This window comes from Lacticaseibacillus camelliae DSM 22697 = JCM 13995 (genome assembly GCF_001436615.1).
Taxonomy (GTDB): domain Bacteria; phylum Bacillota; class Bacilli; order Lactobacillales; family Lactobacillaceae; genus Lacticaseibacillus; species Lacticaseibacillus camelliae.
This window is the reverse complement of the sequence record NZ_AYZJ01000023.1, coordinates 26,847-48,508: the sequence shown is the minus strand read 5'-3', so window position 1 is coordinate 48,508 and position 21,662 is coordinate 26,847. Positions and strand designations below refer to the sequence as shown.

The window sequence follows — 21,662 nt, the reverse complement described above, 5'->3', positions numbered from 1 at the left end:
CACCCAGGCCGCCCCAACCGTCTTTCAGTTCTGTTATCTTAACATTTCCCGGGCAATTAACGCCCTCGGCTGCACGCCAAAAAGCCCCTGCCGCACTGGCAGAGGCAACGGTCATCGGCCTCAGATCTAATCTTTAGCTTGTTTATCCTTGGTGAAGTACCGCGACTTAATATTACGTAGGTAGCCCCCCAGGATCTTGAGAAAAGTGCGTGACTGGACCAGATTCTTGGGGTCAACGTAGACCCGGATCGCGCGCAGTGTGCGTTTCGGATCCCGAGTTGCAAACGGAAAATTGCTGCTGGTTTTGGTGTGAACGGTAAAGCGGGGAATGTATTTGCCTTTAAACATCACCGTGACTTCAACGAACGTCACCTCACCCCAAGGAATCTGGATGTACTTCTGGACGTTTTTGTCGGCGTACCATTCGAGACCGCGATCGCCGATCATCATTTTCCCGTAATCGGCGATGCCCATGTAAGACGTGGCATCGACGGTCAAGTCGACTTTCGTATTGATTGACTTCACTGGTTGTTGCATCGATATCCCTCTTTTACCACTTTACTGTTTATTATACGCCACGCAGCCGTGGCGCCTCATCAAAAGAAAAGCCTCGGAGCTGACGCCCCGAGGCCAACAGGTCTAAACTTACATGAGACCCCAGACATGGAACACGATACCAACAACGAAGAGGCCCAAGATAACAACGATTGGGGAAACCTTCTTCTTGAGGAGCCACATGCAAAGCAGGGTCAGCAGCAGCGCTGCAAGACCTGGAATCAGTTGATCCAAGTTGTTCTGCAGTTTGGTGACCTTCATCTTGTCCAGAGAAAGGCCGTTTGCCTGCTCAGTCAGTGCTTCCTTGATGCCCGCAGCGCCCTTCGGCAACTTCGACCATTCAATGTAAGCACCCTTTTGCTGAGTGATCGTCGAAACCACTGGGGTGAACTTAACGGTGACCCAACGGTTGATCAGAGAACCCAGAATGAACATCCCGAGGATAGAAGCACCCTTGGTCACATCCTGAAGCAGGGAACCGGACATGTCGTCCGCGATCCGAGACCCGGCTTTGTAGCCGAATTCCTGGGTGTACCACATGAAGGCCACACGCATCAGGTTCCAAACGACAAAGAAAATGATTGGGCCCATGATGTTCCCAGCCAGCGCCAAGGACGCAGCCAGACCACCAAGGATAGGACGAGCGGTGAACCAGAAGACTGGGTCGCCGACACCGGCCAGAGGACCCATCATGCCGACCTTAACGCCCTGGATGGCAACGTCATCGATTGGGGCGCCATTGGCACGTTCCTCTTCCAGCGCCAGGACCACACCGATAACCGGTGAAGCCAGGTACGGGTGAGTGTTGAAGAACTCCATGTGTCGCTTCAAAGCGGCGATCTGGTCGTCCTTCTTCGTGTAGAGCTTCTTGATGGCAGGAACCAAGGAGTAGCACCAGCCACCATTTTGCATACGTTCGTAGTTCCATGAACCCTGAAGGAAGGTAGAACGCCAGCAAACCTTCATCCGGTCAGCTTTCGTTAAACTGTACTTGTGTTCAGCCAAACTTGCTTGTACTTCAGCTGTATCAGCCATATTTTTCTACCTCCTTCTCTAATAGTTGTCGATGATGTCGCCGACTGGATCGCCGGAGCCACCATTGTTGTCAGAAGAGCCGCCATTGCTGCTAGAAGAACCGCCCATCTTGGACAGGGTCAGGTAGATCAGCGCCAGGGACACACCGATCGCGCCAAGGCCGATCAGGGTCAACTGGGAAATGGTTGCCAAAACGAAACCGATGATGAAGAATGGCCATACTTCGCGGGTCGCCATCATGTTCAAAACCATGGCGTACCCAACTGCAACGACCATGCCACCACCGATGCCCAGGCCATCCGTCAACCACTTAGGCATGAGGCCAAGCAGGGAACGAACAGGACCGGCACCAACAGCCAGGATCAAGCCGGCAGGGATCGCGATACGCAGACCCTGCAAAGCAATGGCAACATACTGCCAGAAGTCCAGCATCTTAAAGCTGCCTTCTTCAGCCGCGTGGTCCATCAGGTGGACAACCGCGGTTGCAACCGTACGAACCAAGGTGGTCAGCAGCAGGCCGGCAACCGCCAGCGGAACCGCAAGGGCGATCGCGGAGTTAACTCCGGCACGGCCCTGACCGCCAAGAACCAGAATAATAGCAGAAGCAACTGAGGCCAAGGCAGCGTCAGGTGCAATCGCGGCACCAACGTTGGCCCAGCCAAGGGCAATCATCTGTAAGGTCCCACCCAAAATCAGGCAAGGCATGAGCTGGCCAGTGACCAACCCGATCAGCGTGCACGCTACAACTGGCATATGGAATTCGAATTCATCAAGAACCCCTTCCATCCCTGCCAGGAACGCCACGATGAGGACCCCGATGATTTGAAGAAAGTTCAAATCCATGTGAATATCCTCCTTAAATTTAATTAGGAATATAATCTATTGCTACTTGTTCTGTGCATCCAGCGCGTCTTGCGCCTTCTTGAGGATTGCGTCCATGTTGTCCTTGTTGTCGGTTGGGACCTTCCGAACATCGAAGGTGACGCCTTCCTTTTCCAAGGCCTTGAACGTGTCAATATCGGTCTGGTCAAAGGCCAGGACCTTGTTCGGCTGAACCTTGCCGACTGAGTGCGCCATGGAACCAACGTTCAGTTCCTTCAGCGGCACGCCGCCGTCAATGGCCTTTTTCGCGTCTTCCGGTGTTTCGAATAATAGCAACGCTTTTTCGCCGCCGAAGTGCTTGTCGTCTTTGGCGATCTTGATCATCTGATCAATTGGAATGACGTGAGCCTTAACACCTGATGGGGCCGCTTCAGTGATCAGCTGTTTACGCAGCTTGTCGTGTGCGACACCGTCCGATACAACAATGATCCGCGTTGGCTTGGTCTCTTTGCTCCAAGCCGTCGCAACTTGCCCGTGAAGCAGACGAGAGTCGATCCGAGCCAGAACGTAACTCATCTTCCCTGGCTTACCGCCGCTGACGTGCTGCGCTGGTGCTGCAGCAGGTACCGCCTTTGGTGCCAGTTCTTCAGGCTTGACTTTGATACCGTCTTTACCTGACTCAATAATGTGCGCCGCAATATCGTGCGCTGAATCCATGGACAAACGGGAACCGTATGCCTCAATCAGCATTGGTAGGTTCAACCCAGTGACGATGGCCCACTTATCTTTGTGCTGCTCGAACAACCCGTTAGACTGGTTGAACGGAGAGCCGCCCCACAAATCGATAAGGAACAGGACCTGATCATCTGAGTCGAGCTTCGCAATGGCTTCCTCGAGGTGTGCTTTCAAGTCGTCCGGGCCTTCGTTGGGCTGGAATGTCACTGCTTCAACATTCTTCTGCTCACCAAAGATCATCTGACCTGATTGCATAATGCCTTTGGCAAAATCGCCGTGGCTAGCAAGGATGATTCCGACCATTGTTTGTCGCCTCCTATATGTATTTAGACCTGATAGCGCCACCATTCGGATTTAACTCAAAAAGTTGGGTGACGTGTCACGGTCCAGCAGATAGTTTGCACAAAAATGGTTGCGATTGCAAAGGTTGAAGCTTCAAAAAAACAATCGTTTTCATGAAACACCACTTACTACTAAGGCTCGCGGCTAAAAAATTTTTATGATTAATTTTGGCTAAGCGCACGATCCGAACCGCTTTTGTCTGAAACGCGTACCAGTCTCGTCATTCTCTAACACAGGCCGACAAACCGCCGGCCACAAACAAAATTCTAATCGATGAATAAACCTTTAGTTAGTAAAATAATTCATACAAACCGCGACTAAGCCTCAGAAAGAGATGATAGGCCATCTCCCTAGCTTAAGGGTTTGCCCAACGCAATAACCTTCACCGCCTGTGACAGTATCCCAGGTGGTCACAGCTGAAACCGTTATCTTAAGCAAACGCCTTGACACGGCGGTTTCGGACGCATAAACTGGCAAGCGACAACTGAATTTACCACTAAGAAATAGAGGTCGCGGAAACGACGAACGCTGAGGAGTGCCTGTCACGTTGAATCAGCCGTAAGCGAATCCGCCGAAACGCATTCTGCCACAGGGGCAGGGCGCGTTGGGCCAGTTTGGGGAAACCCGCTGGACTGTCGAAGCCTAGCTTCGGAGCGCTATGATTCTGGTTTAACCACTGAAATCATCGGTCGGCCTATTTCACTTATAGGCCGGCCTTTTTACTTCTCTATTTCCCGCGTGGTTCACCAAGTTAACTTGGGACAACACGAAGGGAGTTTTTAATGATGAAGAAGCATTTCTGGGGCCGCCTTGTCAGCGGTCTCGCACTGCTCGCCGTGGCGGCGGGCATCAGCGCCGGCACGCCACAGCACGTGGCCGCCGCAACCAAGGGCACGTTCAAGGTCGGCATGGAAGCCGGCTACGCCCCGTTCAACTGGACCCAAAACACGGCCGCGAACGGCGCTGTCAGGATCCAAGGCAGCTCGGATTACGCCAACGGTTATGACGTCCAGATGGCCAAGAAGGTCGCCAAGGCCTTGGGCAAAAAGGTCGTCGTCGTCAAGACGTCCTGGAATGGCCTGCCGCCGGCATTGACCTCCGGCAAGATCGACGCCATCATCGCGGGCATGAGCCCGACGCCTGAACGCCGCAAGACCATCGATTTTACCAATACCTACTACGCCAGCAAGCTGACCGTCGTGGTACGCCGCGACAGTAAGTACGCCAAAGCCAAGAGCATCAATGATTTCAAGAACGCCAAGATCACGGCGCAGCTGTCGACCTTCCACTATCAGGCCATCAAGCAAATGAAGGGCGTCATCAAGGAACCCGCCATGGATAACTTCCCCGCCATGCGGGTGGCGCTTGAATCCGGCACCATCGACGGCTATGTCTCCGAAGTGCCTGAGGGCATCACCGCCGAAAATGCCAACCCCGATCTGACCTACCTGCGTTTCTCCAAGAAAAATGGCTTCAAGACCAACCCGGAGGACGTGGATCTGGCGATTGGGATCCGTAAGAACGACCCGGACAAGGCCAAGATCAACGCCGAGCTGGCAAAGATCCCGCAAAAAGAGCGTGATCAGTTAATGAACCAGGCCGTCGCGGACCAGCCATCCACCACCAGTCAGGGCAACTGGTTCGTCGCCCTGCTGAAGCAGTACGGCCCGATGCTCCTGCGTGGGACCGGTATGACGCTGTTCATCTCCCTGATTGGGACCGTCGTTGGTTTCCTGATCGGGTTGCTGGTCGGCATCGCCCGCACCACCCCGGTACCCAAGAACCGCGGCAAACGCGGTCTGCGGGCCATCGGCAACTGGCTGCTCGCCGTCTACATTGAAGTCTTCCGGGGCACCCCAATGATCGTCCAGGCCGCCGTCGTTTACTACGGCGCCGCCCTCGCGTTTCACGTCAACATGGACCGTACCGTGGCCGCCTTGTTCATTGTGTCTATTAACACCGGGGCTTACATCTCTGAAATCATCCGTGGGGGCATCACCTCTGTCGACTCCGGCCAGTTCGAAGCCGCACACGCGCTGGGCATGACCCACTGGCAAACCATGACCAAGGTCATCCTGCCGCAAGCGATTCGCAATTCCCTGCCGGCCGTCACCAATGAATTCATCGTCAACATCAAGGATACGTCAGTGCTGTCCGTCATCTCCGTTTCCGAACTGTTCTTCAGCGCCGAAACCGTGGCGGGTCAGAACTTCCAGTTCTTCCACACCTACCTGGTCGTCGCCGGGATCTACCTGCTGCTCACCTTTACCATCAGCCGGCTGTTCAGACTGGTCGAAAAGCGGATGGATGGGCCCAAGGATTACGATTTGATGACCAACCAGATGCAAGTTGACACCCCAAAGATCAAGTAAGGAGGACAAAAACATGTCAGAACCCATTATTGAAGTGCGTAATTTAAAAAAGTCCTTCGGCACTCACGAGGTCTTAAAGGACATCAACCTAACAGTCGACAAAGGCCAGGTGGTCTCCATCATCGGCCGCTCCGGCTCCGGCAAGTCGACCCTGCTACGCAACGTCAACCTGCTCGAAACCCCAACGGATGGCGACATTTTGTTCCACGGCAAAAGCATCCTGACCGACGACTTTAACCTGCCGCTGTACCGCGCCCATGTCGGCATGGTGTTCCAGTCGTTTAACCTGTTCAACAACCTGACTGTGCTGCAAAACGTCATGGTCGGTCAGCAAACCGTGCTCAACCGCGGCGCCGACGAGGCGAAAAAGCATGCGCTGGAACTGCTGAACAGTGTCGGCATGGATCCGTTCGTCAACGCCAAGCCGGCCCAGCTTTCCGGTGGCCAGCAGCAGCGGGTCGCCATCGCCCGGGCCGAGGCCATGGATCCCGAGGTCCTGCTGTTCGATGAGCCGACCTCGGCCCTTGACCCCGAAATGGTCGACGACGTCCTGAACGCCATGACCGCTCTGGCCCACACTGGGCTGACGATGATCATCGTCACCCACGAAATGGCTTTTGCCCGCGACGTTTCAGATAAAGTCGTCTTCATGCACGAAGGCGTCATCGCGGAAACCGGCAAGCCGGACGAACTCTTCGGTCACCCGCAGCAACAGGCCACCCAGGACTTCTTGAAGCGCTACCTGAGCCGGATCTAATCCGTCATCAGCATAAAACAGACTAACCATAGTGGCGAAGAATGATTCGATGGAATCATTCTTCGCCACTTTCGCTATCAGCTAAAGTGGTGGTAAAGCTGACAAGTCGAGCCCCCTTGTGACGCTTGAAGCCGCATATAAAAAAGAGTTTCCCGGCAAGACGACTTTTAACCGTTGGCCCAAAAATTTCCATATGTTATTTGCATTTATAAATTCTGTTATGCTATTGTGGCAAGCTTGACTGTCAGGTACGCGCCCCATTAAGCCGAATCATTTTTCCGCTGCATTGGTACCCCTTGTAAAACGTTGTGATTTTAATCATAGTGTTTGTTTATACAGGTAAAATAAGGTTGACAAGGCCAAAGTTCGTGATAGCATTCACGTGTAAGCGATTTTAACGTTGGTTTGTTACGGACAATTCCGGCATGACCTAATAACTTAAAGTTATTAGGTCATTTTTATACAGCGCTAAATTCGTGTGTACAAATATAGTCTTTGGGGTGGTGAAAGTGAAGATTACACGTCGGATCAACAACAATTTAGTACAGGTGGACGATCGCGGCACCGCGAAAATTATCGTGGGGTGCGGCGTAGGATTCAATGCGCATCCTGGCGATAAGATCGATTGGGCCCAGGTTGAATAAGTCTTTGTTCAACAGCACGATTGGTCAAAGCGATTAGCTAACGCTAGTTGTCGGTAAGCTTTGGGAAAAGGGGTGGCATCTAATTAACAGCACCGCTTGCAGCTTACTAATAACTATTTTCGTCCACAGGATAACCCGTTTGGGACCGGTCATTGTCATTTTAGCTGAGTACAAAACTCTAATTCGTGGGCTTCTGGCAGTACCTTCAGCTTACAGTGACAGGATTGACCAAACAGCAAGTTGACTTTTTCTATAATGCAATGCGGAAAAGGGGTTCAGCATGAAGAAGCAGAGAAAGATTGAATTGCTGGTTACACTAGTTTGCTCAGGGGTTTTAATGAGCCTAGCACCAACCAACAATCAGTACACTCACGCGGCAGGTAGCACGAACGACACCTCGTCGTTCTTTACGTCGTTTGAAGCAAATGAGAAGACACCAGTTCAGCTCAATCAAACTGATGCAAAGCTCGGCACCAAAGGTGTTACCGCTTCTTACGGCAGTGTTGTCGACGGTGATGTCAGTGCAGAGGTCGATAAATCAAGCATTAAAGGAAGTTCAGACTTTAACCCTGATTCGGAAACCAAGCAGAATCTATTTGATGGGAACGTAGGAACAAAATTCAATACTAACGAGAATAACGGTCAGAATATTTCGGTTAGCTTTTCACTTACGAAGCCAGAACAGATTGGGGAATATGCTATTAGCTCCGCCAATGACGAGCCTACCCGTGACCCGGCGGACTGGGAATTACTTGCCAGCAACGACGGAAAGAACTGGACTTCAATTGATAAGCAAACCAACCAGACATTCTCCGGCCGGGAAACTTACAATAATTACAAGATCAAAACCAGTAAAGCTTACGACCAGTTTAAACTGGTCGTAAGCAAAAACGGCGGTGCCCCGATGACTCAATTCTCTGGATTAGTTCTGGGGACTGGCGTCAAAGACACCGGCGCTAAATCAGAAATGGCAACTACACTCAGTAACGGGCCGACAGATGCCATTAACCAACAGAACAACGTCGGCTGGACAGGGGCGCAAGCTCTGGAAGTTAAAGGCAAGGTCACTGATTCCGGTAAGGTTTATGCCCACAATGACATTATTGATAATCTAAATCTCAAGGTACAAAAGGACACAAACCTACAGTACAAGATCTATCCGTCTGATGGTCAGCACAACTATGACAACCACTACGATTACTCGTACACACCGATGCACATGAGTGTGGACCTGGAGTTCTCAGATGGTACACACCTGAGCGACCTCAAACCTACCAGTACCGATGGGTTTGAAGTCACACCCGAAGCCCAAGGTGATTCCCGGTCACTGTACTACAACCAGTGGAACCAGATCACCACAAACATTGGTGAAATCGCCGCTGGCAAGACTATTACCAAGATGATGGTCAGCTTCGAAGACGATAACGCCACCGCTGGGAAGACCTTTGATAACTTCCTGGATGACGTAAAGGTCTTCTCTGGTAATGAAGCCAAAAGAACGATCAACAGTACAGTTGATTACGTCAACACGCTGCGCGGGACCAACTCTAACGGAAACTTTTCCCGCGGCTTGACAGTACCGGCAACGACCGTGCCAAACGGCTTCAACTTCTGGGCCCCAGTTACTGAATACGGCAATGATACGATGTATCAATACCAGCAAAATGGCGGCCGGAAATTCCAGCACATCACCATCAGTCACGAGCCATCCATTTGGGTTGGCGACCGCGGCACTTGGCAATTCATGGCTAATACTTCCATCGATGCCAGCAAGGTTCAAAGTGGTGCTGACATTGACCACACCAAGTACGAGACCAACTTCAGCCACGATGATGAAGTTGCCAAGCCTCAACTTTACTCAATCAAGTTCCCAGACGGCGGTGCCGCAGCCGGTTCTTCGATCAGCTTGACGCCAAGCATGCACGGTTCCATTACTGAGTTTAACTTTGCCGACTCGGCCAAAAACAAGAACGTAATTTTTGACTCCTCCAAGGGCGACGGTACTCTTACCTTTGACAAGGCCACCAACTCCTTCACCGAGATTACAAAGAACGGTAATAACGGCATGAAGCAGATGTACGTCTACGGGACCTTTGACCAGCCTTACACCCAGGCCAAGGTTGAAAACAGCAAACAAGGGATCGTCAGCTTCGATAGCAACAAAGTCACCATGAAGGTTGCCACCTCGTTTATCAGCGCAGAGCAAGCCAAGAAGAACTACGACCTTGAGCTGGCGCAGACCACCTTTGGTCAACTGGAAAACCAGACTACCAACGACTGGAACTCTGTGCTGAACAAGATCCAAGTCAAAGGCGCATCGGATGCTCAAAAGACCACACTTTACTCCAACCTGTACCGCCTTTACATGTATCCGACGTTCTACGGCGAAAACAAGGGCACAAATGACAAGCCACAGTGGATTCACAGTGATCCGTACAGCGGCGACATGGAGCACCCGGTCGCCAAAGATGGCGTTATGTACTACAACAACGGCTTCTGGGACACCTACCGCACTGCTTGGTCAGCTTACTCCCTACTGTCTCCTGACAAGGAAAGCAGCTACCTGAATGGCCTGACCCAGCACTTCAAGGACAGCACCTGGGTTCCGCGTTGGATCGCTCCGGGTGGCACCAACAGTATGGTCGGCACCAACCAGGACATCATCTTTGCCGATGCATTAAACAAGGGCATTCCATTCGACAGTGATGACGCTTATCAGGCAGCCTTGAAGAACGCCACAGTTAAGTCAACGGACTTGGTTAACGGTGGCCGGACTGACTTAAACCAGTCTGAATTTATTGGCTACGTTCCAGCAGAAGCCGATGACAAAGGCCTTTCATGGTCAGTCGAAGGCTACATCAGTGATTATGGCCTTTATCAGATGGCGCTTAAGAAGGGCGATAAAGGGGCAGCCGAGTACTTCAAGAACCGTGCGCTGAGCTATGTCAACCTCTTTGATGGCAGTGGCAAGACCGCGACCGATGATTGGTTCAAAGGTAAGCACACTGACGGCAGTTGGACCTCCACGCCAAGCACGTTTGATCCCCGCTCATGGGCTCATGACTACACAGAAACAAATGCGTTTGACTACGGTGCAGTACCAGTCCCGCAAGATGGTAATGGCCTAGCCAACCTGTACGGTGGTCCAGCCGGGTTGGGTCAAAAGCTCGACCAAATTGTCACCACACCAGGCGACTGGAAGCCAGGTGACTTTGTGATTCACGAAGCGCGTGAACAACGCGAAGGCAAACTGGGCGAATACGAACACAGCAACCAGCCAGGACACGACATTCTTTATATGTATGCTTTCTCCAACAAGCCTTACGAAACTCAGAAGTATGTTCGCGACATTCTGAGCCGCCTATATGTTGGCAGTGATTTCGGTCAAGGCTACTTAGGTGACGAAGATAACGGTGAAGCCTCTGCATGGTACATCCTCTCTGCACTCGGGCTGTACCCAGAGAACCTTGCGACCAACCAGTTCGTCCTGGGCTCTCCACTGTTTGATCAAGCAACCGTTCAGCTGCCAAACGGCAAGACGCTGACCGTCAACGCACCGAACAACAGCAAGACAAATGTCTACGTGGACAGCGTCACCTTTAATGGTAAGCCGGTTTCCACTCTGTACATGAACTACAAGGACCTTATGAAGGGCGGCACTTTGACCTTCAACATGTCGGCAACACCGAACAAGACACGCGGAACCCAGCCATCAGATAAGCCTGCTTCCCTGACCCAAGGCACCGAGGCGCCTTACGTCAAGACCGATGCCTTTGATAAGGCAGTCAAGATTGACAGTGCAATTCCTGATGCGAAGAACTTGACTGATAACAACAGTGACACCGCAACTGACGTGAAGAATGGTTCAACCATCGACGTCACCTTGGATAAGGCCCGCGTTGTCAGCCTGATGACCCTGACCAACATCAACAAGGATACGACCTTCAAGTCTGTCACAGTACTCGGCTCCAACGATGGCAAGAAGTGGACCAAGGTCGGCACCCAGACCAAGGTCGGCTTCACCTATGATCAACAGACCAAGCCTTACCTGGTTGACCAAAAGAACAAAGCCTTCAGCCACTATCGCATCCAGTTCAACGGCGGCGAAGGTAAGATTGGCGAAATTGAACTGCTTGGCGACATGAAAGATACGAACGCGACTGTCAAGCTGAACAATTCCAATCTGAACATTGTCAAACGCGGTCAGAAGATCAAGCTCAACGCCACCCCTACAGGTGTCAACGCCCAAGACCTGATCTGGAGCGTTCAGAAAGACGATGTTCTGTCAGTTTCCGCCGACGGCACGGTAACGGCCAAGAAATCCGGTATGAGCTACGTCTATGTGACCGCCCCTGGTGGTACCACAGCCAAGACGCTGGTCCGTGTATCAAATTAGTTACTTCTAATTAGTTAAGGAAGGATTGCAATGTCCGTATCCAAACCAAAGAACAAGCATCGCATCGTCAGTTGGCTATGTAACCTAGCTTTGTTGATTGCTTTTGGGCTATTACTACTCACTGGTATCAATCGCCTCTTCTACAACCAGGCATCTGGCACGCTTTCTTTCAGAGTCGTTCAAAGTGGGAGTATGGCCCCGCGGATGCCTGTTGGCAGCTTAATCGTCACACGATCAGTTGATCCCCACGAGATCCGCCCTGGAGACATTATCTCCACTAATGTCGATGGCACCGTACTAACCCACAGAGTTGTCGCTATACCCAAAAGATCAGGTGACATACGATTTGAAACCAAAGGCGATGCTAATACTTATGAAGATACCAGACTGACTTCGTGCGCAAATGTGCTTGGTAAGTTAATGCTGGTGATTCCCTACCTTGGATACGTTGCCTTGTTCTTCCAGCAGCCAGCTGGCTGGGCTTTCGCAGCCAGCGTATTAATTGGGCTATGGCTACTACGCCAAATCATTATCCTAGCTCAGAAGGAGAAGAAAGATCATGAAAAAGTTCCATATTAGTAACCGTGGCAAAATTGCAGCAGCCCTAGCGGCATTACTGCTGAGCGTTGGCGGCGGCACCTACGCCTGGTTCACTGCTAGTAGCGAGTCTACGCAAAACATCTCAATTGGCACGATGCGCACAACCACTAACATTCCCACCCCGGACGTCTCAAAAAATTACGAACCGGGGACCCAGGTAGATTTGCCTGGTACGATTTCCAACAAAGGCTCCCTGGCAAGTGTTACGCGCATCAAAAACGCCAATCAAATCAAGTTTGCTTACGCAGATAACGACATGAAGGTGATTCCAGCCGCTCAGCGCAAGTTCGAAGCTGCGTCATCTAACGCTATCAACTTTGTCTTTGGCCCAGCGTCTGGTGATTACTTCGACAACGATGGTGCTTACTGGTTCACTGATAAGTCTGGCGCAACTTACGTTCTGTTGGATCCGGGCACGACGGTTAACATCAAGGCGATTGATTCCTTCAACGGTGACGTGATGGGCAACCAATACCAAGGTGCAGCCATCAAGCTTGACCTCCAGACGGAGACTACGCAGGTGCTCGACGGTGCCATGAAGAAGTCGTTTGGACTCACTCAAGACGACCTTCTGCCATTGGAAAATCCAACGACAAGGTCCTCTAAGGACGCCTCAGCGACCCATGCACAAGCGCAGCACGCATTGGCACACCTGCGCGCACTCGCCAATCGGTAACTCACTTACCTTTCCAAACACTGTATTAAATCATTGCTGTCATACGTCTTAGGTTTTAGTTCTAGAAATACCCTTATTATCACCTAGTATTACACAGAATTTACAACACACTATTGGCTGTCTCCGAACGCAGCGAATACGAGGCCCTGTCGCCGTTACCGGATGAAGAATCGGAATTCATTCGATGATGGTGGTGGGGCTTTTGCGTTCCTAATGACTACCGCTGAATCGCCAGCTCGCAATCCCTTTTTCGGCTCTATGTCAACTGGTGTTGAAGACTAAATTTTACCCATTTAGAGGTCCTCTCTTTTCATACAAAATTAAGGCAATCGACCAATCGTCGGTTGCCTTTTTCGTCCCGTTTAGTGGCGGCCCTGGGCTTATGAACTATCCCCACGACTTAGCTGACGCAGGTGTTACTTACCTCATTGGCGGCGAGGAGGTCAGGGTCCACTCAATACAGCTCTTATGCACGCCGACGGTTGCGTGCGCATATGGCGCAATCGTGAGAGTCGGGTTCGACACCGTGCCATCGGGCAGTTGACTGCCGGTCACATTAAAAAGCTCTGTCTCGCTGTTATTGTCTGTCAGCGTGTGAATGGCCCCATTGTAAGAAAAGGCCAGGTGCGCGCTGCCGGCTTGGTAGCCTGGTCCTAGCTGAAAAGACGCCATTTTGGCTGTCAGGCGATTAGTCGCGCCATCAGGAATCGCGGCAGAAATGTTCCCCGAGGCAATGCCCGGCTTGGCGTTCAGGCCATCGATCAGCTCACCCACGGTGATTTTCGGTGCATCACCTTCACCAAACTTGAAGCTCGGTACCGCATCGAGGGTCAGCGGCTCCGGAACCACAGCTGGCAGCGAAACATTGGCCGTCGCCTGGCCGTTATTGCCAATCACGGTCCCGGCAGATACGGTTTCGGCGCCACCAACCTCTCTTGCGATGATCGGCGCGCTGAACTTAAGCGTCTGCACCGTCATGTTTTTAGGAAAAGGCGGCACAGTATCTAGGGCGATCTTATTCACATACCTCACCGAATTGCCTGCCCGGTCAGTTATATCGCCGGGCTGTTCACCGGCCGGGATATCGGCTAACAGCTCCTTCCCGCCGCCTAGGTCTAGGTGAATGTTACCATCGTTAGCCACCACAAACCCGTAATGACTGCCGGTTAGCAGCTGGGCGTACAAGGCGCTCTGCTGCCCACCACTCGGTTGCGGCCAGGCTTGAAGGCTGGCGTTTGGATCGTAGGTGATGGTGTAGTCCTGGCTCAGGACGGATCGCGGATACACAGTGCCTTGAGTCACCTCGGCCGTCATACCGTTATCCAACACCCCGGGAATGCTCTGAAAAGCGACCACTGCATCTTCAACGTACGCCCCAGCCGTCCCAGTGAAGCCCCAGTAAACGGTTGTGCCGTCAAAGTACCGCGCGACATCATCTTGAGACCAGGTCAGTGACTGGTCAACAACCTCGCTGCCAACCGCGAATTGAAACGAGAACGTGCCGCCACCGTCCCCTGCTGCCTCCCAATGAATGTGCAGCGGGTGCCACGTGCCGTCAGTCATCGCATTATCGAGCGCCTGGTAGCCGCCCAAGCCCGGATCGCCATAACTGTTGCCCGAAGCCCACTGAATCGGCAAGTCTTCTAGCCCAGTACCCAGCATTCCTAAGCTTTTGGCGGACTGGTTAGGTTGCGCTGGATAACCCCAACCGACATACTGACCGGCCCCTTTTTGGACAACGTTATGGTCCTGGCGATCGTGATTATCCGTGGTATCAAAGGCAATGGCAAAGCTCTTGGGCAGCGCGGCCATTTTCGCGCCATCTCTAAGCTGAGACCGCCAGATACCAAGCGCCGAGCCAATGCCATAGACCTGGGTTGGTTTGGCGCCGCTCATGACGAACGCCATGCCGTCGCCTAAATCTGTGCCCGAATTAAAGTAAAGGTTCATTCGTGCATCGAAGCTCTTGGTCAGATCCAGCGTATAGGTGCTCCAAATCGAGCCGCTTTGGGTCGGCCCATCCGTCACCTTTACAGCGACGTGGTTCCCATCTCCATTTGTTAGAACTTTGCTGGAGTCCTTCGTTCCAGAAAGGGGGCTCATCACCTCTTCAAAAGGGACAAAGGCCGGGAGCCCCGTGGCAGGATCAATCGGTTCCGGGTACGATCCGGTCAGCCATGGCAAGTAATCTGCGGCCGGCGCGGCCTGAACCACGGCGGTCCGACTGCCGATAGCCAGGGCTCCCGCCACAATGGCTGAGACAAGCGCAAAACGTTTATGCTTCACGATCATCCCTCCTCACCATCGCTGCCAGGCCCAAACTGCCAATCACAACTCCGCCAAGAATCACTAGCCAGTGGTTGGTCTGATCACCGGTGTGCGGCAACTGCCGCGTGTCACCGGTGCCAGGCAGTCGGTCACGCGGGGAATAGTGCACGACCGACGGAGGGGCCGGTTTCTGCTGCGGCGGCGTTTTGCCAGTCACCACGAACTCGGCAACAGTCGCCCCTGATTCGGCGCTTGCACCCACCATTGAGGCCGGCGCGGCAATCACCGCCAGTACGAGCATGATCAACCCAATTCGTATTCGGTGCATCAAGCCTCCCTCCTTTCACGAAGCAGCGACTTACTTGGCCGGTGCAGCACCCACCAGCAGGCCGCGACCACTACCAGAAGCGCGAGGCCAATCAGCGCCCAGCCCCACCACGGCATGACGAACCGCCGCTTAAGGCCGACCTCCTTGTTGATACTCTCCGCTTCACCGACCAGAATGGAAAAATTGCGGCGAAACTGCCAATGCCCATGCGGCCCGGTCACCGCCAGATTCAGCGTGTAGTCGCCGGGGTCCAGCGCCTTCTGGTTCGTTACCGCAAAATTAAAATGCGAGTTAGGGGCCACGGCGTAATTAGCCGCCTCGCGCTGCATGACGACCGTCTTTTGATCGCGCCTGGTGACGGTCGCCTTCAGCCGCATTTTGCCCCAATAAGTCGGTCGATCGTTTTGCAGGGTCGCCAGCACACTGGGCTGGTTATCGTGCACGCCGGCGCCCACCCGCAGCAGTTTCAAGTGCGGGACGATGCCATTGATCGCGCCGGTCGAGGTTTGCAGCTGCACGCCGACGACCGTGGCAAACCGATTCTTGATGGCCACCCCGCCACTTTCTTCGCCGCCCGACCGCTCATTATCCACGAGATATAGCGCACCCAACAGGACCCCCCGGAACCCATCCGGGGGGATTTTGAGCGGGACCGTGACGGTTTTCACTTCCTTGGGTGCCAGGGTCAGCGTCATTGGTGCCGGCCCCAGATCAGTCAGCCGGTGCTCGGCCGAGTCGTCCGCCGGCGCACCGGGGCTGTAACTGACCTGCCCATTCGACTGCGACCATGCGTCAGTCACGCTCAGGCGCACGTGCCGCACTTCCGCCGTCCGGTTGGTAACCGAAAGCGATAGGTTCTGTGTTGTCCCCGGCTTTACCACCAGATCATAGTAATTCGACACCGCCGAGCGCTGATTCTCAGGGATTTGTGGGCTCACCGAAAAACTCGCGCCTTCCGCCTGCACCACGTGCCCGGTTTGCAGCCAAAAACTGCCGGCGATCAGGATCACACCCATCAACCATTTCCGCACCTTCACGCCTGTTCCCCCAATCTATAAGCAAAACGACCAAGACAATTCCTTGGCCGTCATGGTGTCACCCGTAGAGATTTAGTTCATCTCAGGTGTGCCAGCCAGCGTCCAGGTGACAAGCGCATCGTACTGACCAGTGGTGGCGCTAGCATTTGATGCAATATCAAATGTCGTGCCATTGTCTACAGTCGCATCGTTAGTACCGGCCCCTTCGCCAGGAGTCGCAGGATGCTGAGCATCAGTTCCAGCAACAGCGGCCTTTGCTTGCCAGATTTGAACGTTTGCACCGCCAGCCGTCAAGGTGCCTGCAACAGTATTCCCTGCCGCTGTCACGTCCGCATTGGTAAACATAGAGATTGGTGCGTGCAACGTCAGCGTGCCTTCCAGGGTGGTCTTGCCATTTGTCGGTTTGCCAACCTGAGCAGACAAGTTCCATCCGGCATTAGTGCCGCGATAGTCCAAGACTTCAATGAGTCCTTTTTGGTTCTCAGCATTATCGTTGGTTTTAGTCTCCACATTTCCATCCGCATACTTCAAAGTTACCCCGCTGATGATATTTCCAACCTTAGGGTCGGCTCCGTTGCTAGTACCATCAAGATTAAATCTTAGGTCCGGAATCTTGTTAAGAATAAGATCCTTGTCATTACCAGTGTCGCCGCCATCTGTACCACCGCTACCGGCCTCTACCTTGAACTCGGCGTTGGTTGTTCCTTGGGCATTTCCATTGGCATCTGCCGCAAATACGCTTTGCACTCCTGTCAGTGCACCTGCCGCCGTCATTGCCACGACCGCGGCCGTCACAAATAATGTCTTTTTCATTCCTAATACCCTCCTTGATTGACGTGATGCAATCCGTCGTCAAAAACAAATCGTTAGAGTTTTCGCCAGTATCACTACTCTAAACAAGGGGAGTATAAACGCGCGCCGCTGTGCGTTGGTGGTGACTTCAGCAGTCCTGACCATTATTGGTCATCCTGAACGGAACTGCCCAGTACGCGGGTGCTTATGCTTGTAGACCAAAAAGGGACCCGACTACAATGCAGTCGGAGTCTATTCACTTCGCCAGAGTCGAGCTTTCTGTGTGAGGAGAAGATAATGTGCAAAATTCCAGCGATCTAAGGGTGCGCAAGACGCACCGCGCCATCACCAACGCGTTTTATGCGCTGCTGAGAGAGCAGTCCTTTGAAACCATCAGCGTGCGCCAGCTCGCCAGCCGCGCGGAAATTGGCCAAAGCACTTTTTACAATCACTATCAGGATAAGTACGCCCTAGCCTGCGCGCTGATTGAGGAGACAACTGAGCAGCTCACGGCATTGTTCCTGAACCGGTGTCCCATCAACCTGGTCGTCTCTTCCTGCCAAGAAAATCCTGACCTGCTGCCTCACGCGAAGCTGTTGAGCAACATCAACACGGCTGAGGCCAGCTTTCAGCAGATCGCCATCCAGCACATTACTTGCCTATTTCAACGGGACCTCAGTCGGCGCGGGATCAAGCTGACCTGCTCCCTCGCGGTCTCGCAGCATCTGGCCGTCCTCACGTACAGTTTCATCAGCCAACTTATCAATGACCAGGCGCTGACAAACCTGCCCGTACAAGTTAACGAATTCAACCAAGTTTTGGCCACTCTGGGCTTACCGGGACCAGCGACAACCACCAAAACTATTAACCATCAACTCTGATCACTTGCCAGTTGACCCTTTATATGGAAGTAAAAATGATTCATCCTGTTGAACGTAAAATGGCCCGCCGAAAAAATTAGTGCTTATTTGCCCGCTGACTTGCGCCTTAACAGCATTTGAACCACTTTTCTGAAAAAAGCTTAGGCTTATTCTCCCTTCTCCACAGTCAAAAAGGCGGTGCAACCACTCGGGGCTGCACCGCCTTGTTATCACTATCTAATTACGCCTCGTCAGCCGACGTTCAGGATCCACATGAACCCAATGAAGACGAAGAACAGCCCGTACATGATTGGGGATACTTCCTTGCCGCGGTGCGCCGCAATCATCGTGATCGGATACATGATAAAGCCCAGCGCAATGCCGTCGGAGATGCTGTAGGTCAGCGGCATGCCGATCATGATCAGAAACGACGGAATGGCAATTTCCAGTTTCGACCAGTTGATATTCTTTAGTGACTGCGCCATCAGCACGCCGACGATGATGAGTGCCGGGGCAGTGACTTGGTCAGTAACGACTGAGAGCAGTGGCGAGAAAATCATGCCGACTAGGAACATCACGCCGGTGGTGATGGCGGTGAGACCAGTGCGGCCGCCGACCGCGATGCCGGCTGAGGATTCAACATAGGCCCCAACAGGACTGGTGCCGAGCACTGAGCCGACCAGCATGGCCGTGGAGTCTGAGGCCAGCGCCTTGCCGACGCGCGGCATTTTATTGTCCTTCATGAACCCTGCCTGGTTGGCCAGGCCGACCAGGGTGCCCGCTGTATCAAAGAACGTGACCAGCAGGAAGGTGAGGACCACGACTGCCAGTTGCAACGTATTAATGTCGCCGACATGCCTGATGGCCACGCCGAATGTCGGTTTAAGACTGGGCGCCAAGGAAATCAGCCGGCTCGGTGCCTTGATTTGACCGGTGACGAGACCAAGGATGATGGTCAACACCATCCCGATGAAAATCCCGCCTGGGACTTTTTTAACCATCAGAATCGCAGTCACGATCAACCCAAAAATGGTCAGCCACACCAGCGGATTCTCGAGCGAACCCAGACCGACAATTGTCGACTTGTTGGCGGTGATCAGCTTGCCGTTGCTCAGCCCCAAAAAGGCGATGAACAACCCAATCCCGCCGGAAATCGCGTACTTCAGGTCGGCAGGGATCGCATCGATGATCATTTCCCGCAGCTTGAAGATCGTGATCAAAATGAAAATCAGACTGGCGACGAACACCCCGGCCAGCGCGGTTTGCCAAGGGATCTTCATGCCAATGACGACCGAGTACGCGAAGAAGGCGTTAATGCCCAAAGCCGGTGCCGTGGCGATCGGGTAGCGGGCCAGCGCCCCCATCAGGATACAGCCCAGTGCACTGGCTAAGGCGGTCGCCGTGAAGACGGCGCCCTTGTCCATTCCGGCCGCGCCGAGCACGGACGGGTTGACGAACAAGATGTAGGCCATCGAGATAAACGTGGTGAAGCCCGCCAGGATTTCCCGGCGCACCGTGGTGCCCAGTTCATCGACCTCGAAGTAATCTAGAAGCTTTTGTTTCATGAATAATTGCCTGCTTTCTGAAAGTTTCATTTCAGCACGCAACCCATCATAGAATATTCGGCTAAAATTGTAAATAGTACAACTGGACTAATTTAATGTTCGTGTTTTAGCCGATTTTAGGCAAAAAGAGAAGCCGACCTTCACCGGCTTCTCTCTCTTGTTCGGATTTGTTAGTCCTTTGCCCCGTCCTCGTTGACCCGCGAGATCAGCACGTTATTAGTTGAACCTGCCTGGTATAAGGGCAGCCCGACCACAATGACGATCACGTCACCTGCAGCCACCACCCCTTCTTTGATCAGGCGCTTTTCAGCCTGTGCGATCAAGTCTTCATAGGCGTCGCCCTTCGGCAGCACCATTGGGGTCACACCCCATGACAGCAACAGCTGAGACGCGGTGCGCTCAGTGTAAGTCAGCGCAATGATCGGCGCCGCCGGCTTCAACCGGCTGATCTGACGGGCGGTGTAGCCGCTGGAGGTCAGTGTGATGATGGCCTTGGCGGAAACGCGCTCGGCGGCAGTGACCGCAGCGATCGCCGTCGTCGTGGTGATGGAACCACTTTGCTTCAGTTCGTTCAACACGGGGCTGTGCAGCGGCCGCATTTTATCTGCACGCTCGTCGATCACAGCCATGGTGTGGACGGATTCGACCGGGTAGTCCCCGTTGGCGGATTCGCCGGAGAGCATAGTGGCATCGGTGCCTTGCAGCACCGCAAACGCAACGTCGGTGACTTCGGCACGCGTCGGCCGCGGGTTCTCCTGCATCGAATCCAGCATCTGGGTCGCGGTGATGACCGGCTTGCCGATCAGGTTGGCCTTGTGAATCAGCTCCTGCTCAACGGCTGGCACTTCTTCGTAAGGGATCTCGACGCCCATATCGCCACGCGCCACCATGACGCCATCGGCGAGCCGGATAATCTCGTCGGCGTTGTTAATGCCTTCCTGCGACTCGATCTTAGGGATGATCAGCACGTCCTGGCCGCCGACTTCTTCCAGCAAGTCACGCAGGTCCTGGACATCGCTTGGCTTGCGGACAAAGCTGGCCGCGATGAAGTGAATGCCCTGCTCGACCCCAAACTTGATGTCGTCGCGGTCCTTGTCTGTCAGCCCCTTCAGTTTCAGGGACACGCCAGGGGCATTGACGCCCTTCTTGCTGCCGAGTTCCGCCGGGTTCTGCACGCCCAGGGTCAGCTCGCGCTTCTTGGCGTCCTTCGACAAAATGGTCGTGCCGAGCAGACCGTCGTCAAACAGGATCTGGCCGCCGACTTCCACGTCGTCAAAGAGGCCGGCGTAGGTCACGTCAATGCGGTCCTTGACGTTTTGGATGCCCGTGTTCATCGTCAGGATGATCTTGTCGCCGGTTTCGTAATGGAACACGGCGTCGTCAACGTTTTCACCGGTGCGGATCTCGGCGCCCTTGGTGTCGAGCATCAGCCCCACCTTGATGCCGGTTTCTTTCATTGCCTGCTTGACCAGGTTCATCCGGCCCAGCTGCTCAGGATGATCACCGTGAGAAAAGTTAAAGCGGAACACATTGGCCCCAGCGTGGATCAAGGCGACGATGGTCTCTAAGTCATTGGATGCCGGCCCCAGAGTCGACACGATTTTTGTCTTGCGCATGTTTGTCCTCCATACTCTTAATTGCCCTACTTAAGTTGACTACGTGAATGCAGTCACAAGCTTATTTTAGAGGAATCCAGCCAATAATACAAACGCTTTCTTTTACCAATCGTTAAGGCAGTAAACTTGACAACATAATTATCGTTCCGTTAAGCTTTAGGTAATCAATACTAGACATTCGGTTGGGCGCTGCGCTCAAGTTTGCTTTCTCGGGGAGGAAAGCCGCTTGCACGCTGTGCCCTTTTGTCTTCCAAGGAGGAAT

17 protein-coding genes and 1 riboswitch are annotated in these 21,662 nt (G+C 53.2%); of the genes, 7 read left to right on the top strand and 10 right to left on the bottom strand.

From position 1 onward, the window contains the following. Nucleotides 1-126: 126 nt before the first annotated feature. From FC75_RS04410 to FC75_RS04395, 4 genes are all read right to left on the bottom strand, one after another. On the bottom strand, nt 127-537 hold the full coding sequence (locus FC75_RS04410) for a DUF956 family protein (RefSeq protein WP_054661316.1): 411 nt from the start codon (nt 535-537) through the stop codon (nt 127-129). Nucleotides 538-645: 108 nt separating this feature from the next. Further along, complete coding sequence (locus tag FC75_RS04405) at nt 646-1,590, bottom strand: PTS system mannose/fructose/sorbose family transporter subunit IID (protein WP_420843307.1); 945 nt, start codon at nt 1,588-1,590, stop codon at nt 646-648. An 18-nt stretch (nt 1,591-1,608) separates the two neighbouring features. After that, nucleotides 1,609-2,433 carry a PTS mannose/fructose/sorbose transporter subunit IIC gene (locus FC75_RS04400; protein ID WP_056989243.1) on the bottom strand — a complete coding sequence of 275 codons (825 nt, stop codon included), beginning with the start codon at nt 2,431-2,433 and terminating at the stop codon, nt 1,609-1,611. Between the two features lie 42 nt (nt 2,434-2,475). Continuing rightward, nucleotides 2,476-3,450 (bottom strand): mannose/fructose/sorbose PTS transporter subunit IIA, encoded by a 975-nt coding sequence (locus FC75_RS04395; RefSeq protein WP_056989242.1) that lies wholly within the window; start codon nt 3,448-3,450, stop codon nt 2,476-2,478. A 535-nt stretch (nt 3,451-3,985) separates the two neighbouring features. Then, nucleotides 3,986-4,156: riboswitch (Lysine riboswitch) on the top strand. Between the two features lie 118 nt (nt 4,157-4,274). Here FC75_RS04395 and FC75_RS04390 point away from each other — a divergent pair. The 6 genes from FC75_RS04390 to FC75_RS04370 all read left to right on the top strand — a co-directional run bounded on the left by FC75_RS04390 (nt 4,275) and on the right by FC75_RS04370 (nt 12,934). Then, on the top strand, nt 4,275-5,861 hold the full coding sequence (locus FC75_RS04390) for an ABC transporter permease subunit (protein ID WP_082397639.1): 1,587 nt from the start codon (nt 4,275-4,277) through the stop codon (nt 5,859-5,861). Between the two features lie 13 nt (nt 5,862-5,874). Continuing rightward, nucleotides 5,875-6,618: an amino acid ABC transporter ATP-binding protein gene (locus tag FC75_RS04385; protein WP_054661310.1), complete on the top strand. Its 744-nt coding sequence runs from the start codon at nt 5,875-5,877 to the stop codon at nt 6,616-6,618. A gap of 476 nt (nt 6,619-7,094) precedes the next feature. Beyond that, the gene (locus FC75_RS13225) at nt 7,095-7,262 is read left to right on the top strand and encodes a CAT RNA binding domain-containing protein (RefSeq protein WP_369385568.1); all 168 of its coding nucleotides are present in this window, start codon (nt 7,095-7,097) and stop codon (nt 7,260-7,262) included. A gap of 337 nt (nt 7,263-7,599) precedes the next feature. Further along, complete coding sequence (locus tag FC75_RS04380) at nt 7,600-11,658, top strand: GH92 family glycosyl hydrolase (RefSeq protein ID WP_225350600.1); 4,059 nt, start codon at nt 7,600-7,602, stop codon at nt 11,656-11,658. 30 nt (nt 11,659-11,688) lie between these two features. Beyond that, the gene (locus tag FC75_RS04375) at nt 11,689-12,237 is read left to right on the top strand and encodes a signal peptidase I (protein ID WP_056989241.1); all 549 of its coding nucleotides are present in this window, start codon (nt 11,689-11,691) and stop codon (nt 12,235-12,237) included. Next, nucleotides 12,218-12,934 carry a TasA family protein gene (locus FC75_RS04370; RefSeq protein ID WP_054661301.1) on the top strand — a complete coding sequence of 239 codons (717 nt, stop codon included), beginning with the start codon at nt 12,218-12,220 and terminating at the stop codon, nt 12,932-12,934. Before FC75_RS04375 ends, FC75_RS04370 begins: the two co-directional genes overlap by 20 nt. A 420-nt stretch (nt 12,935-13,354) precedes the next feature. Here the strand turns inward: FC75_RS04370 and FC75_RS04365 are convergent, their stop codons facing one another. The 4 genes from FC75_RS04365 to FC75_RS04350 all read right to left on the bottom strand — a co-directional run bounded on the left by FC75_RS04365 (nt 13,355) and on the right by FC75_RS04350 (nt 17,380). Then, nucleotides 13,355-15,220, bottom strand: coding sequence for a lectin-like domain-containing protein (locus FC75_RS04365; RefSeq protein ID WP_056989240.1), 1,866 nt, complete (start codon nt 15,218-15,220; stop codon nt 13,355-13,357). Next, the gene (locus FC75_RS04360; protein ID WP_054661292.1) at nt 15,210-15,530 is read right to left on the bottom strand and encodes an LPXTG cell wall anchor domain-containing protein; all 321 of its coding nucleotides are present in this window, start codon (nt 15,528-15,530) and stop codon (nt 15,210-15,212) included. Before FC75_RS04360 ends, FC75_RS04365 begins: the two co-directional genes overlap by 11 nt. Beyond that, a complete protein-coding gene (locus FC75_RS04355; protein WP_056989239.1) occupies nt 15,530-16,567 on the bottom strand; it encodes a WxLIP family cell surface protein in 1,038 nt (345 codons plus the stop codon). Before FC75_RS04355 ends, FC75_RS04360 begins: the two co-directional genes overlap by 1 nt. A gap of 72 nt (nt 16,568-16,639) precedes the next feature. Next, complete coding sequence (locus FC75_RS04350) at nt 16,640-17,380, bottom strand: WxL domain-containing protein (RefSeq protein WP_054661283.1); 741 nt, start codon at nt 17,378-17,380, stop codon at nt 16,640-16,642. Nucleotides 17,381-17,658: 278 nt separating this feature from the next. Between FC75_RS04350 and FC75_RS04345 the strand changes: the two genes are divergently transcribed. Continuing rightward, a complete protein-coding gene (locus tag FC75_RS04345; protein WP_054661280.1) occupies nt 17,659-18,240 on the top strand; it encodes a TetR/AcrR family transcriptional regulator in 582 nt (193 codons plus the stop codon). Nucleotides 18,241-18,470: 230 nt separating this feature from the next. Here FC75_RS04345 and FC75_RS04340 read toward each other — a convergent pair whose 3' ends face one another. Further along, nucleotides 18,471-19,784, bottom strand: coding sequence for an NCS2 family permease (locus FC75_RS04340; RefSeq protein ID WP_056989238.1), 1,314 nt, complete (start codon nt 19,782-19,784; stop codon nt 18,471-18,473). A 170-nt stretch (nt 19,785-19,954) separates the two neighbouring features. Further along, nucleotides 19,955-21,400 carry a pyruvate kinase gene (gene pyk / locus FC75_RS04335; protein WP_054661278.1) on the bottom strand — a complete coding sequence of 482 codons (1,446 nt, stop codon included), beginning with the start codon at nt 21,398-21,400 and terminating at the stop codon, nt 19,955-19,957. Nucleotides 21,401-21,662: the final 262 nt, after the last annotated feature.

Coding starts and splice junctions, on each gene's coding strand:
- FC75_RS04400 (WP_056989243.1), bottom strand. CDS start 2,433: ATGGATTTGAACTTTCTTCAAATCATCGGGGTCCTCATCGTGGCGTTC.
- FC75_RS04375 (WP_056989241.1), top strand. CDS start 11,689: ATGTCCGTATCCAAACCAAAGAACAAGCATCGCATCGTCAGTTGGCTA.
- FC75_RS04385 (WP_054661310.1), top strand. CDS start 5,875: ATGTCAGAACCCATTATTGAAGTGCGTAATTTAAAAAAGTCCTTCGGC.
- FC75_RS04350 (WP_054661283.1), bottom strand. CDS start 17,380: ATGAAAAAGACATTATTTGTGACGGCCGCGGTCGTGGCAATGACGGCG.
- FC75_RS04410 (WP_054661316.1), bottom strand. CDS start 537: ATGCAACAACCAGTGAAGTCAATCAATACGAAAGTCGACTTGACCGTC.
- FC75_RS04340 (WP_056989238.1), bottom strand. CDS start 19,784: ATGAAACAAAAGCTTCTAGATTACTTCGAGGTCGATGAACTGGGCACC.
- FC75_RS04380 (WP_225350600.1), top strand. CDS start 7,600: ATGAGCCTAGCACCAACCAACAATCAGTACACTCACGCGGCAGGTAGC.
- FC75_RS04395 (WP_056989242.1), bottom strand. CDS start 3,450: ATGGTCGGAATCATCCTTGCTAGCCACGGCGATTTTGCCAAAGGCATT.
- FC75_RS04370 (WP_054661301.1), top strand. CDS start 12,218: ATGAAAAAGTTCCATATTAGTAACCGTGGCAAAATTGCAGCAGCCCTA.
- FC75_RS04390 (WP_082397639.1), top strand. CDS start 4,275: ATGAAGAAGCATTTCTGGGGCCGCCTTGTCAGCGGTCTCGCACTGCTC.
- FC75_RS04360 (WP_054661292.1), bottom strand. CDS start 15,530: ATGCACCGAATACGAATTGGGTTGATCATGCTCGTACTGGCGGTGATT.
- pyk (WP_054661278.1), bottom strand. CDS start 21,400: ATGCGCAAGACAAAAATCGTGTCGACTCTGGGGCCGGCATCCAATGAC.
- FC75_RS04405 (WP_420843307.1), bottom strand. CDS start 1,590: ATGGCTGATACAGCTGAAGTACAAGCAAGTTTGGCTGAACACAAGTAC.